General features: G+C 60.2%; 21 protein-coding genes. 8 read left to right on the top strand and 13 right to left on the bottom strand.

Annotated elements, in window-relative coordinates; translation table 11 throughout:
- The first annotated feature begins 23 nt into the window (after positions 1-23).
- Entirely contained in the window at positions 24-446 is a 423-nt protein-coding gene (gene umuD / locus AACW18_RS19525; RefSeq protein WP_218389602.1) for a translesion error-prone DNA polymerase V autoproteolytic subunit, read from the top strand.
- Positions 443-1,723 (top strand): translesion error-prone DNA polymerase V subunit UmuC, encoded by a 1,281-nt coding sequence (gene umuC / locus AACW18_RS19520; RefSeq protein ID WP_218389601.1) that lies wholly within the window; start codon positions 443-445, stop codon positions 1,721-1,723. The genes umuD and umuC overlap by 4 nt, the downstream gene beginning before the upstream one ends.
- A gap of 41 nt (positions 1,724-1,764) precedes the next feature.
- Here the strand turns inward: umuC and AACW18_RS19515 are convergent, their stop codons facing one another.
- From AACW18_RS19515 to AACW18_RS19455, 13 genes are all read right to left on the bottom strand, one after another.
- A complete protein-coding gene (locus AACW18_RS19515; RefSeq protein WP_218389600.1) occupies positions 1,765-1,956 on the bottom strand; it encodes a DUF3283 family protein in 192 nt (63 codons plus the stop codon).
- 94 nt (positions 1,957-2,050) lie between these two features.
- Positions 2,051-2,383, bottom strand: coding sequence for a hypothetical protein (locus AACW18_RS19510; RefSeq protein WP_218389599.1), 333 nt, complete (start codon positions 2,381-2,383; stop codon positions 2,051-2,053).
- Positions 2,380-2,604, bottom strand: a complete 225-nt coding sequence (locus AACW18_RS19505) for a hypothetical protein (RefSeq protein ID WP_218389598.1) — start codon at positions 2,602-2,604, stop codon at positions 2,380-2,382. The genes AACW18_RS19510 and AACW18_RS19505 overlap by 4 nt, the downstream gene beginning before the upstream one ends.
- Positions 2,601-3,098, bottom strand: coding sequence for a hypothetical protein (locus tag AACW18_RS19500; RefSeq protein ID WP_218389646.1), 498 nt, complete (start codon positions 3,096-3,098; stop codon positions 2,601-2,603). Before AACW18_RS19500 ends, AACW18_RS19505 begins: the two co-directional genes overlap by 4 nt.
- Before the next feature lie 2 nt (positions 3,099-3,100).
- Positions 3,101-5,434 carry a replication endonuclease gene (locus AACW18_RS19495; RefSeq protein WP_218389597.1) on the bottom strand — a complete coding sequence of 778 codons (2,334 nt, stop codon included), beginning with the start codon at positions 5,432-5,434 and terminating at the stop codon, positions 3,101-3,103.
- Positions 5,431-5,688 carry a hypothetical protein gene (locus AACW18_RS19490; RefSeq protein ID WP_218389596.1) on the bottom strand — a complete coding sequence of 86 codons (258 nt, stop codon included), beginning with the start codon at positions 5,686-5,688 and terminating at the stop codon, positions 5,431-5,433. Before AACW18_RS19490 ends, AACW18_RS19495 begins: the two co-directional genes overlap by 4 nt.
- A complete protein-coding gene (locus AACW18_RS19485; protein WP_218389595.1) occupies positions 5,685-5,981 on the bottom strand; it encodes a hypothetical protein in 297 nt (98 codons plus the stop codon). The genes AACW18_RS19490 and AACW18_RS19485 overlap by 4 nt, the downstream gene beginning before the upstream one ends.
- Positions 5,978-6,187, bottom strand: a complete 210-nt coding sequence (locus tag AACW18_RS19480; RefSeq protein WP_218389594.1) for a hypothetical protein — start codon at positions 6,185-6,187, stop codon at positions 5,978-5,980. The genes AACW18_RS19485 and AACW18_RS19480 overlap by 4 nt, the downstream gene beginning before the upstream one ends.
- Entirely contained in the window at positions 6,184-6,357 is a 174-nt protein-coding gene (locus AACW18_RS19475; RefSeq protein WP_242377613.1) for a hypothetical protein, read from the bottom strand. The genes AACW18_RS19480 and AACW18_RS19475 overlap by 4 nt, the downstream gene beginning before the upstream one ends.
- A 2-nt stretch (positions 6,358-6,359) precedes the next feature.
- A complete protein-coding gene (locus tag AACW18_RS19470; protein WP_218389650.1) occupies positions 6,360-6,536 on the bottom strand; it encodes a hypothetical protein in 177 nt (58 codons plus the stop codon).
- A 68-nt stretch (positions 6,537-6,604) separates the two neighbouring features.
- The gene (locus tag AACW18_RS19465; RefSeq protein ID WP_218389592.1) at positions 6,605-7,063 is read right to left on the bottom strand and encodes a hypothetical protein; all 459 of its coding nucleotides are present in this window, start codon (positions 7,061-7,063) and stop codon (positions 6,605-6,607) included.
- Between the two features lie 10 nt (positions 7,064-7,073).
- On the bottom strand, positions 7,074-7,583 hold the full coding sequence (locus AACW18_RS19460; RefSeq protein ID WP_218389591.1) for a phage regulatory CII family protein: 510 nt from the start codon (positions 7,581-7,583) through the stop codon (positions 7,074-7,076).
- A 26-nt stretch (positions 7,584-7,609) separates the two neighbouring features.
- Complete coding sequence (locus AACW18_RS19455; protein ID WP_218389590.1) at positions 7,610-7,828, bottom strand: hypothetical protein; 219 nt, start codon at positions 7,826-7,828, stop codon at positions 7,610-7,612.
- A gap of 138 nt (positions 7,829-7,966) precedes the next feature.
- Between AACW18_RS19455 and AACW18_RS19450 the strand changes: the two genes are divergently transcribed.
- The 6 genes from AACW18_RS19450 (at position 7,967) to AACW18_RS19425 (ending at position 15,065) form a co-directional block, all read left to right on the top strand.
- A complete protein-coding gene (locus AACW18_RS19450) occupies positions 7,967-8,683 on the top strand; it encodes a LexA family transcriptional regulator (protein WP_218389589.1) in 717 nt (238 codons plus the stop codon).
- A 9-nt stretch (positions 8,684-8,692) separates the two neighbouring features.
- Positions 8,693-9,544, top strand: coding sequence for a hypothetical protein (locus AACW18_RS19445; protein WP_218389588.1), 852 nt, complete (start codon positions 8,693-8,695; stop codon positions 9,542-9,544).
- Positions 9,525-10,580, top strand: coding sequence for a site-specific integrase (locus AACW18_RS19440; RefSeq protein ID WP_218389587.1), 1,056 nt, complete (start codon positions 9,525-9,527; stop codon positions 10,578-10,580). Before AACW18_RS19445 ends, AACW18_RS19440 begins: the two co-directional genes overlap by 20 nt.
- A gap of 648 nt (positions 10,581-11,228) precedes the next feature.
- On the top strand, positions 11,229-12,656 hold the full coding sequence (gene amt, locus AACW18_RS19435) for an ammonium transporter (RefSeq protein WP_218389586.1): 1,428 nt from the start codon (positions 11,229-11,231) through the stop codon (positions 12,654-12,656).
- Between the two features lie 418 nt (positions 12,657-13,074).
- Positions 13,075-14,424 (top strand): 23S rRNA (uracil(1939)-C(5))-methyltransferase RlmD, encoded by a 1,350-nt coding sequence (gene rlmD / locus AACW18_RS19430; protein ID WP_218389585.1) that lies wholly within the window; start codon positions 13,075-13,077, stop codon positions 14,422-14,424.
- A 128-nt stretch (positions 14,425-14,552) separates the two neighbouring features.
- Positions 14,553-15,065 carry a GNAT family N-acetyltransferase gene (locus tag AACW18_RS19425; RefSeq protein ID WP_218389584.1) on the top strand — a complete coding sequence of 171 codons (513 nt, stop codon included), beginning with the start codon at positions 14,553-14,555 and terminating at the stop codon, positions 15,063-15,065.
- Positions 15,066-15,180 lie beyond the last annotated feature (115 nt).

Genomic DNA, 15,180 nt, shown 5'->3' with positions numbered 1-15,180 from the left:
ACAGTCACTGTGAGTTCGTCAGTATGTTTGCTCAACCCACCCCTGATGCTCCCTTGTTGGAGCTCCCCCTGTTTCTCTCACCGGTAGCCTGCGGCTTCCCGTCGCCGGCACAGGACTACACCGAGCAGACCATCGATCTCAATCAGCTGTGCGTTGCCCACCCGGCGGCTACCTACTTTGTGCGGGCGGCCGGTGACAGCATGATCAAGTACGGGATCCACGACGGTGATCTGCTGGTTGTGGACCGCAGCCGCAAGGCGCTGCACGGTTGTGTGGTGGTCGCTGCGGTGGATGGCGAGTTCACGGTGAAGAAGCTGCAGCTTAAGCCTACAGTGGCGCTGCTCCCTGGTAACCCCGCCTATCGGCCCATCCTTTTCTGCGAGGGACAAGAACTGGAAATCTTCGGGGTGGTGGCCTTTGTCGTACACCAGATACCAGCCCCATGAACAAGCACTGCGCCGTCGCTCTGGTAGACGTGAACAACTTCTACGCCAGCTGTGAGCGGCTGTTCCGCCCTGACCTCAAGGGGCGGCCCATAGTCGTGCTCTCCAACAATGATGGTTGCGTGGTGGCTCGTTCGGCGGAGGCCAAGGCGCTGGAGATCAAGATGGGGGTGCCCTATTTCAAGATCCGTAAGTTTTTCGAAGCCATGGGCGGAGTCTGGTTTTCCAGCAACTACGCGCTCTATGGCGACATGTCGAACCGGGTGATGACCATCCTGGAGGGAATGGCCCCGGCGGTAGAAACCTACAGCATCGACGAGGCGTTTATCGAGTTGAGCGAGTCTTGGGCCGGTGACCTGGTGGCCTATGGCCGCCAAGTCCGCGAGCGGGTGCAGCAGTGGACCGGGTTGACCGTCGGAGTGGGCATCGCGCCGACCAAGACCTTGGCTAAGCTCGCCAACTACGCAGCCAAGAAGTGGCCGGCCACCGGCGGTGTGGTTGATCTGCGGGATGAAGAGCGGCGCGCCAGGCTGATGGCGATCACCCCGGTGGACGAGATATGGGGCATTGGCCGGCGGCTGTCGGCCAAGCTGGAGGCTCAGGGCATCAAGACGGTGGCCGAGCTGGTCGCCGCTGACCCCAAGAGCCTGCGCCGGCGCTATGGCGTGGTGGTTGAGCGCACGGTGCAGGAGCTGCGCGGCATTCCCTGCGCCGAGCTGGAGCAAGAGGCCCAGGCCAAGCAGCAGATCATCTGCTCGCGCTCGTTTGGGGAGCGCATCACCCAGATAGGCCCCATGCATCAGGCGCTGGCCGGTTATATGGAGCGGGCTGCCGAGAAGCTACGGGGGGAGGGAATGTGCTGCCGGCATGTGACCCTGTTCATTCGCACCAGCCCGTTCAGCGACCGCGAGCCCTATTACGGCAACCAGGTGAGTACCAAGCTGGCCTTGCCCACCTACGACACCCGGGACTTGCTGGCCCTGATCCCGGAGCTCTTGCCCCGCATCTGGCGCGACGAGCAGCGTTACCAGAAAGGGGGCGTCATGCTGGCCGACTTCACTCCCGCCAGCATGCAGCAGGGAGACCTGTTTGCGGGTGAACCGCGAACCCAGCGCAGCGAGGCGCTGATGCAGATCATCGACAAGATCAACCAGGGGCGGCTGGGGAAGGTCTACTTCGCGGCCCGCGGCCGAGATACTAAAGAGTGGATGATGAAGCGGGAGCAGTTAAGTCCGCGCTATACCACCGCGCTTGGCGAGCTGCCGGTGGTGAAGGCATAAGCCCCTTGATGATGGGGTTCAATCTGATTGGCAATCAACTATTAGGGTTTGGTTCGGTACTTTGCCAGAGCTTGGGTGAATGCCTCCAGCTCATGGCCTTTGAATGCACTGCTGTCCAGCTCTGCAGTGGCCAACTTGCCGTTACGTTCCTTCCACACCGCATAGGCTGCGGCTTTATCTACTTCTATCAGAGCCTTCTCGGCTGGCGGCAAGTTGCACAGGTTAAAACTCATCGGGTTCCCCTCATGGTTGCGCCGCAATGGTAATTGATGAAGTGTGTCCGGTCACGCCTTCGTGACCGGACACGTTTTGCAATCTTGCATCAGTTTACAGAGCTAGGGTTTTATCACCTTGGGTCTGCCAGCATGCGGTTTCGCCCTTGAAGGTTCCGCCGCATCCTTCCGGCAATGCGCAGTCGCAGTTCGGACAGGTCTGCTGTTTCATCTCGGCTTCCTGCACCAACCAACGTTCCCAGTCCCGCCGGATCAGGGTGCTGATGTACTCGTCGGCGGAGTAGGGCTCACCGCTGCCAGCCCGAGCGATGCGCAGCGTCTCCAATTGCTGTCGCTCCCGTTCTGAGAGCGCCACCTCCACTCGCTTAATGCCGAGAGCTGCTTGTCTGGCCCGCTGGTCCTGCTTGCGTTTGGTGGCGGTGGTCATGCTGCGCTCTCCTTTATCACCATGGCATCCTCCTTGGCCCACGCCCGCCAGCTGGAGATGGTTGCCTCCTTCGCCGGCTCGAGATGGGTCTGACCAGGGTGTTCGTATAGCACATGGGTCACCGTGCCGCGCTCGTTGCGCCGGGTGGCGGTCACTTCCCTGGTAGTACCGAAGCGGGTGATCACATCACCCGGTACCGGTTGTTTGCGGGGGTCTCTCATGATTGAGCTCCTGTCTCGATTTGACGATGGTCAGCCACTACCTGATGGAGCGCTGGTTGGTATGCGGGGTTGAGCCGTTCGGCGGCGCCCGGGTTGGCGCGGTCGGTAGCGCTGCCCAGTGCGATAAAGAGGGTGCGGCCACTGACGGCGCCCCGGATGGTGCCGCTCTGGTCGATGGCCACGGGGGTGAGCCCGTCTACTGTATTGCGGCGACCAACAGAGCGGCCATCTGCGGAGTGCACCGTCACGGTGGGGCGGTTGGCCTTGGACTGAAATGGGTTCGGTATGTGGTCAACGATGGCCGGCAGGGCCAGCGATGTTGGGCGAGGGTGGCGGCGGCGCAGAATGGCACACGCCACAGCCTGCTGTTTGTCCTTGAGCATCCCCACCCACTGGCTGATCTCGTTGGCTGGCCAGCGCTGCTGGAGAATGCAGGTCACCCGATTATCCAGGCAGCGGTACTCTTCGCGGCTGACGGTCTGTTTGCTATTCATGTTCATGTCCACTCCTCGCTGTAGTCGTCCTGTTCCTGCATCCACTCCGGCGCATCCAGTCCTTCCAGCACGCGCCACATCTCGGACTGATAGGGCTGCGGCAGCATCTCTATCCAGCGGTGCGCCCCGGCGTGGCCCTGCGCCTTGTAGACCTCGCCGCACAGCTCAACCAGCATCGGCCAGTCCTGGTCCCCATCCGGTACCGTGTACTCATCCGGCTGGCCCTGTTCGGCTGGCACCTGGCCTTCTGGCTGCCAATCCGGCTCGCTCGGGATCGCCCGGCTCGATTGCACCTGGCCGTTCTCCAGCCAGAGGGTGAAGCCGTCCGCTCTGACGCTGGCGCCTTCCCGTAAACGTCCGATAGAGAAGGGAGATAAACCCCATTGCTCTGCCATCAACTGATCCGCGAACGCCTCAGGATCCGGCTGCGTACAGTTATTGTCAGAGCTCCAAGGTGCCGGGCTGCCGCCCGACTTAACACCTACACCCCAACCCGAACCCCCGGCGGCCTTGGCGGCCTCATAGGTGCCTGCTGGTACCACTTCCCACCCTTGCAGGCGGGTCTTGATGCCTAAGCGCGCGGTGTGCAGCCCCATCAGGCGCTTGATGTCTTCGCCGTAGCTGTTGGCCTGTTCTTCGATGAGGTGGGCCAGCTTGATGGGGTGCTCGGCACGGGTGGCCAGCGCCCCGCCCATGGCTTCTAGGTAGCAACGAAAGATGGCGTTATCGGCGGCATAGCGGGCAGCCTCAAAGCGCGGGTCTTGCAACACTGGCTTGGGTGGCCCCACCAGATCGCCATTCTTCTTGGCGTTGCTGATGCGGCGCAGCTCGCGCCATACCCCGACAGGTGCGCCACCGATCTGCTGGAAGGTGCGGATCCCCCACCAACTGGCCCAGGCGCAAGCATGCAGAGCGCCTTGATCGGCCGGTGTGTTTGCTTCTTCGTCGTCACCGACATAGGCGCCGTCGATGTTCTTGGCGATGTACTTGGCGAGATAGCCCGTGGCATCGCCCTTGGCTGGGTCGATCATCTTCCAGTCGAAACGGGGGGTGATATCGGTAAAGGTGGGGGCGGCCATGGGGACCCGCACCAGCTCGGCCTTGTCGTCAGTCAGGGCGTAGTGTTGCAGGGTGCTGATCACCTTGTTGCGATCACTCGGGCGCATAAACAACAGCATGTGCCAGTGCGGGGTGCCGTCGTGGTGCGGCTCGCAGACCCGAAAGCCATAGACGGGGGCATCATTGCGCTTAAGTGATGCGCGGGTCAGGCTCCACAACTTGGCCAGATAGGCGCAGGTTTCGCGCGGGGTGACGCCCTGGTACTTGTCATTTTCGATGGTCTTGCCGTTGCGGCCGGTCTTCCAGGCGTGGAAGCGGGAAGGGGCCGTCCAGGTGAAGAACACCCCGACATGCCCCTGCTCCTCGGCATAGTCTTCAAAGCCACGCATGCGGGTCATCATTTCGTTGCGGCGGTTGACAGGGTTGGAGATGCTCGCTTCCCAGCAGTCCTTCATCGAGATCACCAGATCATGCTGGCTGTTCATCACTTCCGACTCGGCCAGCCAGCGCATCATGGCCCGCTTGCGCTCGCGCACCACCTTTATGGTGGCGTTCGAGACGTAGGCGGAGACGCCCTTGCGTACCTTGCCCAGCAGGATGGCGATGTGCTCTTGCAGCCGATCCCAGCAGCGGTTCACGCGTTTTTCCCACCACTTGGCGGAGAGCAGGCGCACCATCACGCTCAGGATCCAGTTATCCCGCGCCTCTTTGGTTTGGAATTTCGGCACCTTGCCGATGAATCCCCACTGGTCGGCGGGCTGCTTGATGACTTCCCATGTCTCCATCAGATCCAGTTCACCGGCGGTGGTGTGCTGCTCGATGTTTTTCCAGATAGCTGCGGTCTGGTTGGCGAACTGGTGAGCTACCCGCTTGCGTCCTTCTTCGTCGCGCAGGTGCTGGGCATCGACCGGCAGCGATGCCACCAGAGAGCGAACCCACTTCACCCGCTCCCGCAGCCATATGTTTGCGCTGCGGCAGTTGCGGGTGGTGCCATCTTTGCGGCGGCGCACGTACTGCTTGAACAGCACTTGGGTGAACTGCATGGAGAGGCCATCGAGCAGCTGCACCGCCCAGACCAGATCTGATTCACCAGGGGCGCCGACAAAGGCGGCCTCCAGCTTGGTACCCGGCATGGCGTTGGAGAGGGCATCGATGCGCGACCGGAGGGTTTTCTTAGACAGCGGGAGCTGGTTCCGTTTTGGCGTCGGCAGACGGCTGATGGCAAAACCAAATTGGCCAGCCTCGGCGGCTGGCCCTGTGTTGTTCTGGTGATTCATTGGTGATGGTTACCCGACAGCTCTTTGATGTTGTTCCGGCAGGAGGCCAGCGCACGGCGGGCATGGCGCGCCATCTTTCTGGCTGCGGCACATTGGCGCAGGGTCAGGGAGACCGTGCAGCGTGGGCGGGGGGATAGCCGACGCATTGCCAGCAGGTCGCGCTGGTAGCTGCGCAGGCGGGCCTCGTCGCCCATCATGGTGTCGAACCATCTATCCACACGGGTTTGCAGGTCGGAGATCAGTCGAAGGCTCATGCAATGATCTCCCCCATTCCGTACTTTTGCGCGTTCTCAAACCACCAATCACCAATATCGCGGGCCAGCGCGGTGTCGCCTTGACCCAGTGCCAGCCAATACAGAGTACGGATTCCTCCCATCAACAGCGTTTCCTCCTGGCTGAATTCGTCTGCGCGCTTTATCGCATCCACAGAAAAAGCAAAGTGCTTAGCCAGCTGGCTAACAGGCTCAGGCGCCCGCAGGCGAGCAGGCCCAGACTCGGTTTCAGCCAGCTCATCGACTGGCGGCTCAAGCTCAAACAGGTCTGTCATTCCTCATCCCCCATCACTGAGTCGTCATCGAGCAGATCAGCGGGGCGGCTGGTCACGACCAGCTGCACCTGGATGTACTCATCCCCTGAATAGAGCTCGCCCAGAGCGGTGCGGTTTGTCTGCTCAGTGCTGGCCAGCAGCTCGGTCAGCAGCGGCAGTACGGCCTGTTCGGCGCGCCTGGCGATATGAATGGCGTCGATGCTCATGCCACCCCCTCGATGATGCGGATCAGGCCAGAGGTCAGATGCTCCATGCGGGCATAACGGGTCTGGCCCTTCAACCAGGTGGTGCCGCAGTTGATGTAACCGCGGCTGACCAGGTAGGCATTGGCGGCCTTGATGGTCGGTTCGGTGTGGCGAGTGATGACGGCGGCCATGATCAGATTCCCCCTCGGTTGTTGAAGGATGACCAGACCGCGCGCCATGCCATGGCGGCTGGGCGTTCTACTGCATGGATCAGGTCAGGACTGGAGTTGTAGCGCTGTCCCTGGCGGGCCAGTTTGCGGTTTTGAATGCGCAGGTTGCGCACCGTGTCGTTAATGGCTAAAGTTGGCATGTCGATTTTCCTAGTCGATAAGTAACTGCTGAAAGCCCGCTGGTGTTGGCGCACCGATAGCGGGTTTTTTATTGTCCGATTGCTCGCGGGCCTGACTGAGTCATCTGGCTGGCGGCCATCACGGCGCGCTTCATGCGTAGCTTGGCGGCGCGTTCCTTCTTCTCCCTCTCGATATCCCCTTTTGCCCTGGTGGTCGGCGCCGGGTGCCACACCTTGGTGTCACATCCGCCACGAAACTCCCCCTGGTACTCCAGTGAGATCACGGCCAGTCTGATCGCCTCCCGTTGTGCATGCGGCAGGGCCGATAAGGTGGCGGTCATCAGCTCGCCGCGTGGCTGGCGGGCGATGCTGCAGATAGCGGCTTTCTTGGCTGCGCTGATGGCCAGCCAGTCGGTGTCCAGACTGGCGCGCGTTTTGCCGAACAACTCGCGCAGCAGCAGACAGCCCGCCGTGTTCATGTCCACCTGCTCCAGCGGTGTCAGGCCGGCGAGGTTGCGTTCGTCGTGGTTGATTTGTGTCTGTTGCATGGGTTTCCCCTTACATGGTCATGGTTTGCATCAGGATGTCTGATGCGCAGGCGACGGCGGGCACCGCTTGAAAGCGCACCTCGATGTCGTTGATCAGCAGGGCCAGTGACCCCATTGCCGAGGTGGCCACGCTGACGATGGTGTTGCGTTCCGTGCGGGTGATGCGGCCCCGCTCGGTCAGTTCCAGCGCACGCTGGCCTATGCTGGCCACCTTGGCGTTGAGGTCGATCGCTTGATGGGGGAGGGATGGCGCCCGTTCGGCGGCTGGAATGGCGATGGCGGTCAGGCCACATTCCAGCAGCATGCCGTCGAAAAGGGTCTCGTCCCCTTCGGTGGCGTGGTAGATGGCAACGAGATCGGCCACTGTCAGCTGGTGCGGCTGGTCAGGATTGAGTTTGTTCCTCAGAACCTGGGCATCGATGCCAGCAGCCTTGGCGATCTCGCTGATCACATAGGTGGAAGTAAATCTGCTGCATGCAGATTCGAAGTGTGGATGTTTGCAGTCGCTACCGATAAACATGGTTCTCGCTCCATTGAGTGCCATAGTTACCGGGAGATTGCGGGCAAATACGCTGCTGAGGCAGCTTGTTGGTATAGCGCGACCATGTTGATCAGGACGCGGTGCTTGGGCCCAGCCTTCGGCATAGTTTGCAACTGCCCTTGGGCAATCATCTTTCTGACTGTGCCGATTGGGATACCGGTATCTGCGCTATAGCGCTCGATGGTTTTAACCGGTGTGTCGATCTGAAGTGCAATCTCTGACATGATAGAACCCCTTTCACCTATTGCTATTTGCTGTTCTTGGTTGCTCATTGCGTTTTATCGATTGCATGATTGATCCAAAAAAAGCATTGGTCAAGTAGGTGATTCTGTATTTTCACTAAAGCTTGACGGTGGCGACATATGAATGGTGGTGGCGTACAGGAGATTGCATTCAGTCAGTCTGAGTTTGTATCACGACTCGAAAAGGTGATTGGTAATGAACCATTGCGAGCTTTTGCTCGCAGAGCAGACATGACCGATGGCGGATTGAGGCGCTATCTGTATGAAGGTACGATTCCGCCGATTGATCGCGCACTAAAGCTTGCACGGGCAGGTGGAGTCAGTTTCGAGTGGTTGGTGTTCGGTTTAGGTGATGAATCACTGCCAAGTCGTTCATCAGCCGGTCATGCTTCGCTCGCAGATCAAGCGGCTGCCTATCAATCCAGTGAGTTCACTACCATTCCCGCCTACCAGGTGTTCGCGAGTGCTGGCCATGGGGCCAATATCACCGATGAACCTTTGGCCGAGCCAATGGCCTTCCGTTCCGACTGGCTGCGCCGAGAGGGGTTTGACCCGGCCAAGATGGCGGTCATCCGCGCCAAGGGCGACAGCATGGAGCCGACCATTAACGATGGTGATGTGATCCTGGTTCGCCTGAAGAATGGGGAAGCGCCCCGCGATGGCCTCTATGTGCTGCGCCTCGATGGCGGCCTGTTCGTAAAGCGCCTGCAGTTCGACCTGGGTGGAGTGCGCATCATCTCCGACAACCCCTTGTACAAATCCCGTGACCTGAGCAAAGCCGAACTGGCCGAGCTGGATCTGGTTGGTCGGGTAGTCTGGGCTGGTAAGAAGTTTTAAGGAGTTCTCATGCTTTCTGTGCTGGCTATCTGGACAGCCCTTTTATGCTTGTTGCTGACGGTTATCAGTTTGTTCAAACCGGCTTTGTTTGGACAGAAGCGGCGGCTGAATGCGCTCTTTATCGGGCTCTATGCATTCCTCGGTTTTGGCCTGCTCAGCTCGGTACCGGATGGAAAAATCGAGCTGGGTGGCGGTTTGGTGTTACTGGCCGTGCTGTCTGCCGTGCATGGCATCCTGCTGTTCTTCAGTCACGCGTTTGCCGTGCTCAGGATGAGTAAAGAGGAACGGGCTCAGAGGGCTGCATCAGTTCGCCCCAGTAAAGCAGCGGCTGGCGTGCTGATTCTATTCGTTGCGGCGGTTGTTGGCGCGTGGCTATTCCGCCCTACTTGGTATGATGCCCCCATGCCGCCTACTGAGAGCGCGATGGTGCAAGGTGAGCAGCAATCGGCCAAGGCACTGCGGGCGCTTTCTCTCGCTGACCAGTGCCGACTGGAGCAGGATATCTACCAGAAGATGAAACAGACCACGGATGGAGTGATGGCGCGCTTTGGCGGTCTGTTTGATGGACAGCAGATCGATTATCACCAGATCGCTGAATATCGAATGAGCACTGTCACGCCGGTGATATCGGCTGCCCGCGATTCGATGAATGACATACGCTCCAGCCACCTATCTGATGATGTGGTTATCCGGCTTGCCGCTGACCTGGTGCAGCGCAGCGATGCCTTTGTCGGCCAGCTCTATACCTTTGCCAGAAATGGCGATGCTAGCGCGCTGCAGTCGGCGCGAGACCAGCTGGCACAGGCCATTGCATCTCACAAGCAAGCCTTAGCGGTGTGCGATGACAGTCAAAAAAATTGAAGGGCAAGCCAAGCCCTGGCGGGCAGACGTCCGCCCTGATGGGGTGAACGGGCCCCGCCTGCGCAAATCCTTTATGACAAAGGGGGAGGCGCTGGCATGGGAACGGCATCAGTTGACCAACAAACCCTGGCTCAAAGAGGCTGAACCCGAGCCTGAGCATAGCGGCCAGCGGTTGCTGGATCTGGTGCATCTCTGGTTTGGGAGGCATGGGCAGACGTTGGCCGATGGTGAACGGCGGCGGGACAAATTGGTGTGGTTGTGTGAGGCGTTGGAAAACCCGGTTGCCAGCGAGTTTACCTCTGAACACTTCTCGGCATACCGCGAGCGGCGTTTGGCCGGGGATCTTTATGTTCCAGGGCAGCGCCGACAGGTAACACCGACCACCATCAACCGCGAGCAGCTCTATCTGCAGGCGGTGTTCAATGAGCTGGCCCGCCTGGGGGTGTGGAACGGCGGCAACCCGTTGGCCGATCTGCGGCAGTACAAGGTGCAGGAATCTGAGCTGGCTTATCTTTCCCAGGATGAAATCGAGCAGCTGCTGGACGTCTGCAAGGAGCAGCGGGATCTGTGGCTGATTGTGATGCTCTGCCTTTCGACTGGGGCACGCTGGTCTGAGATAGAAAAGGTTAGCCGTTCCCAGATCGGCATGGGCCGAATCACCTTCACCAAGACAAAGGGCAAGCGAAACCGGACGGTGCCAGTGGCGCCCTGGTTGTTGGCCATGTTGCCCAAGCGTACCGGCCGCCTGTTTAGCGATTGCTATGCCGAGTTCGAGAAAGCCATCAGGCGGGCACATATCAAATTGCCAGCAGGGCAGAGCACCCACGTTCTGCGCCACACCTTTGCCAGTCACTTCATGATGAACGGTGGCAATATCCTGGTACTGCAGCGAATCCTCGGCCACACCGATATCAAGATGACGATGCGCTATGCCCACTTTGCTCCCGATCACCTGGAAGATGCGGTGCGGCTAAACCCCATCACTGCCCTGAAAGATGTCCATAAACAGTCCATTGAGCCGCTCTATATTGAGTGACAAAGCGTGATATTGAGTTTTTTCAATCCTTATAAATCAGTAACTTATTGATTTGTAAGGGCGCCCATCGGTTTCAAAATCCGCCGTTGAAAGACGTGTCGGTTCGAGTCCGACCCCGGGCACCATTTAGAATTCAATGACAAAAGGCCATCCTCACGGATGGCCTTTTGTTTTTCCGTTGCTTGGCGGCCGCCAGCCCATGCTCTGTGCCTCCACCCACTGTCACGCCCAGGATTCTCACTTGCTGCAAGTGGGGATCTCCCTTCTCCTCTGCTCACCCCTGCTGGCCGTCTTGGCAAAGGCAGTACCCTCGTTCTTCCTGACCCCTGTCACATCTTGGTGCGCCCTCCCGGCTCTGCACAGCGGGAGTGCGATTTCGTTCCTGTTTGTGAACCAGGTGCGCCAACATGGTGCAACCCTTCTTCGAATATCGCACAAGATATTGAATATTATGTAATTTATTTTTTGGCCTGCTTTATGCTTTAACACAATCATGTCGCCATGATGATCCCTGCGGGGTCATGCCGAGGGTCGTGACAGGGCAATACCGATTTACCGATGTGGGTTTGAGTGAATAGCCAAGTTAGACATTCATATCAGGAAATGGACCCGGCCAGGTGCCGGGATGACAGGGAAGGAGAGGGCTGTATGTTCAAGAGACTCGTAATGACTGGCCTGCTGGTGCTGACCGCCACCATGGCCGCCCCGGGTTGGGCCGAAGAGGTGGCTGCACAGGCTGATGTGGTGCAGACAGCGGCGACCGTGACCATCAACAAGGGAGACAATACCTGGCTGATGCTGGCGGCCATCCTGGTGATCCTGATGTCCGTCCCGGGCCTGGCCCTGTTCTACGGTGGCCTGGTGCGTGCCAAGAATATGCTGAGCGTGCTGATGCAGGTGTTCACCCTGTTCTGCCTCATCACCGTGCTCTGGGTGGTCTACGGCTATTCGCTGGCCTTCACCGAAGGGGGCGCCTTCTACGGCTCATTCGACAAGGTGCTGCTGGTCGGGGTCACCCCCGAGTCGATCGCCGCCACCTTTAGCAAAGGGGTGGGCATCAGCGAGCTCATCTATGTGGTGTTCCAGGGCGCCTTCGCGGCCATCACCTGCGGGCTCATCGTCGGTGGCTTTGCCGAGCGGATGAAGTTCTCGGCGGTGCTGCTGTTCGCCGTGATCTGGTTCACCTTCGCCTACATTCCGATGGCGCACATGGTGTGGTACTGGGCCGGTCCTGATGCCTACACCACGGCCGACACGGCGGCCGCTGCGACGGCCACCGCCGGTTACCTGTTCCAGCATGGCGCGCTCGATTTCGCCGGTGGCACCGTGGTGCACATCAACGCGGCGGTTGCCGGTCTGGTCGGCGCCTACATGACCGGCAAGCGAGTGGGTTACGGTCGTGACCCCATGGCACCGCACAGCCTGACCATGACCATGATAGGGGCCGCCCTGCTCTGGTTCGGCTGGTTCGGCTTCAACGCCGGCTCCGCGCTGGAAGCGAACGGCACAGCCGCACTGGCACTGATCAACACCTGGCTGGCTCCGGCCGGGGCGGCCCTCTCCTGGACCTTTGCCGAATGGCTTATGAAGGGGCGTCCCTCCCTGCTGGGTGCGGTCTCGGGTGCGGTTGCCGGCCTGGTTGCCATCACCCCTGCCGCCGGTTTCGTCGGTGTTGGTGGTGCCCTCATCATCGGGATCCTGAGCGGGGTGGCCGGGCTGTGGGGTGTGCATGGTCTCAAGCGCCTGCTGAGGGCCGATGACAGCCTGGACGTATTCGGTCTGCACGGGGTGTGCGGGATCCTGGGGGCCGTACTGACCGGGGTCTTCGCCAGCCCGGATCTGGGCGGTACCGGGGTGTGGGACTATGTGACCAATCAGGTCGCCGAGGGCTATTCCATCCTGGCGCAGGTGAAGATCCAGGTCATCGGCGTGCTGGTGACGGTGGCATGGACCGCCGTGGTCTCCGCCGTGGCATACAAGGCGGTGGATCTGCTGATCGGCCTGCGGGTGAAGGAAGATGCGGAGCGGGAAGGGCTGGATGTCACCAGTCATGGTGAGAAGGCCTACAGCCTGTAACCGCATCGGGTTCCCGTTAACAAGCTTGCCGCCGGCCCTGTCCGGCGGTTTTTTTATGGCTGCCACATGCAACAGGATCGCCTTTCGATCTTGCAGTGCCTTCAGACTGCCTGTTTAAGCGGTGATTTATGCCTGCCACCTGTAACAGGATCGTCATTCAATCCTGCCGACCTGTTTTAGACGGCGATTGATGCCTGCAACCTGCAACCGGATCGTCATTCAATCCTGCTGGCCTGTTTTAGGCGGCGATTGATGCCTGCAACCTGCAACCGGATCGCCATTCAATCCTGCCGGCCTGTTTTAGGCGGTGATTTATGCCTGCAATTTGGACGGATCTCCGCTAAACTCTGCCACCCTTTATTTGGGGTAGCCGGGTTAGCCCGCTTCCATCCTTTTATCTATGCCTTCGGAGCCGCTCATGCCGTTAGTGGGACACCAACATCAGATCGATATTCTGGAACTGACCGACAAAGGGGACGGCAAGGGTCGCCTGTTCGATCGCCCTCTGTTTGTCGAGGGTCTGCTGCCCGGTGAGCAGGCGCTGGTCGAGCTGACCGAAGTCAAACCGAACTATCTGCACGGCAAGCTGGTCGAGCTGACCCAGGCCTCCGCCGATCGGGTCGCCGATTTCTGCCCTAACACCGAGTGCGGTGGCTGCCAGGTCAGGCCGCTGGCCTATCCGGCCCAGCTCAAGCTGAAGCAGTCCCTGGTGCAGAGCGCGCTGGATCAGGCCGGGCTGGCTACCCAGGTCAACCCCATCCTCGGCATGGATAGCCCCTTCGCCTATCGCAACAAGGCGCAGTATGCGGTGCGCAGCAGCGCGGCCGGTGCCGAGATCGGTTTCTATCGCAAGCACTCCCACGATCTCATCACCGCCGACGACTGCGCGGTGCAGGACTCCCTGCACGTGGAGCTCAATGCCCGGGTACGCAACTGGATGCGCACGCACGAGATCGCGGCCTATGACGAGGTCAACCACAGCGGTTGTGTCCGTAACCTGATGACCCGCAAGGGCTTCAAGAGCGGCGAGCTGATGGTGGTACTGGTGACCCTGGGTGAAGAGCTGCCATTCGAAGCCGAACTGCTGGCGGCGCTGGCGGATCTGCCCATCACCACCCTGGTACAGAACGTCAATGACGAGCGCACCAACCGCATCCTGGGCGCGAGCAACCGGGTGCTGCTGGGGGAAGGCGTCATCCGCGACAAGATCCACGAACTCGAATTCGAGATCTCGCCGCTCTCCTTCTTCCAGAACAACCCGAGCCAGACCGATGTGCTCTACTCCAAGGCGCTCGAATACAGCGAGCTGACCGGCAACGAGACTGTGTTCGACATCTACTGCGGCATCGGCACCATCTCCCTGTTCCTGGCGGCCAAGGCCGCCAAGGTGGTCGGCATAGAGTCGGTAGAGAGCGCGATCTCGGATGCCCGCCGCAACGCGGCCCTCAACGGCATAGAGCACACCGAATTCCACGTGGGCAAGGCCGAGCAGCTGATGCCCGAGCTGCACGCCCAGGGCGTGAGCGCCGATGTGGTGGTGATGGATCCCCCCCGCAAGGGTTGTGACAAGGCGGTGCTGCAGACCCTGGTCGCCATGGCACCCCGTCGTCTGGTCTATGTCTCCTGCAACCCGCAGACCCTGGCCCGGGATCTGGCCTACCTGGTCAAGCAGGGCTTCGTGCTGGACGAGGTGCAGCCGGTGGACATGTTCCCCCACTCCATGCACGTGGAAGCCGTTGCCCGCCTGAGCCTGCCAGCCAAGGGTTGATGGATCTCCTGACGGACATGTCCCTCAGGAATAGATGGAATTAGCCAGATGGCTCTGATAAAAACGACTCCAAATGGAGTCGTTTTTTTATGGCCGCCAAGGGGTAGCTGACTGGCAGGGAGCCTGACATGAGCATTCGTTTGGCCGGGGCGGAGGACGTCGCGGCGCTGGATCACTTCTTTCAACAGCTGGATCGGGAGACGCGTTTCATGCTGTTCGAGGCGGGGGAGCGCCCATCCGATCTCGAGGGGCAGCGCCAGCGTCTGGCCGCCATGCAGGCCAGTGTCAATCAGCGAATGTGGCTATTGACCCTGGCCGACGAGGTGCAGGGGTTCGCGCTGATGATGGGTGGTGGCTTGCGGCGCAATCGACACTGCGCCCTGATCGTGATGGGGCTGCGCCAAGGCGCGCGGGGCCAGGGCTGGGGTGAGCGTTTGCTACGTACCCTGATCGCCGCCGCGCCGGGTTGTGGCATCAGCCGGCTGGAGTTGGGAGTGATGGCTCATAACGAGGCGGCTCATGGGCTCTATCGCAAGTGCGGCTTTATCGACGAAGGCATCCGGCGCAACGCCTATCGACTGGATGATCGCGATGTCGACGAGATCAGCATGGGCCTGCTGTTGCCGCAGGGGAAATCATGAGGTGGCGGGCCGCTGATGCCGGGTGACCAGTGTTACCGGTGCTGGCGATGATAAGGCCCTTATCGGAACAAGGAGCGGATCATGAAAGGTGTGTTGCTGCGTTGGCTGGCTCGCT

It is taken from the genome of Aeromonas sp. sia0103 (assembly GCF_963895295.1).
Taxonomy (GTDB): Bacteria; Pseudomonadota; Gammaproteobacteria; order Enterobacterales; family Aeromonadaceae; genus Aeromonas; species Aeromonas encheleia.
The sequence above is the reverse complement of the archived record's forward strand: the minus strand, read 5'-3'. Positions and strand labels throughout refer to the sequence as shown.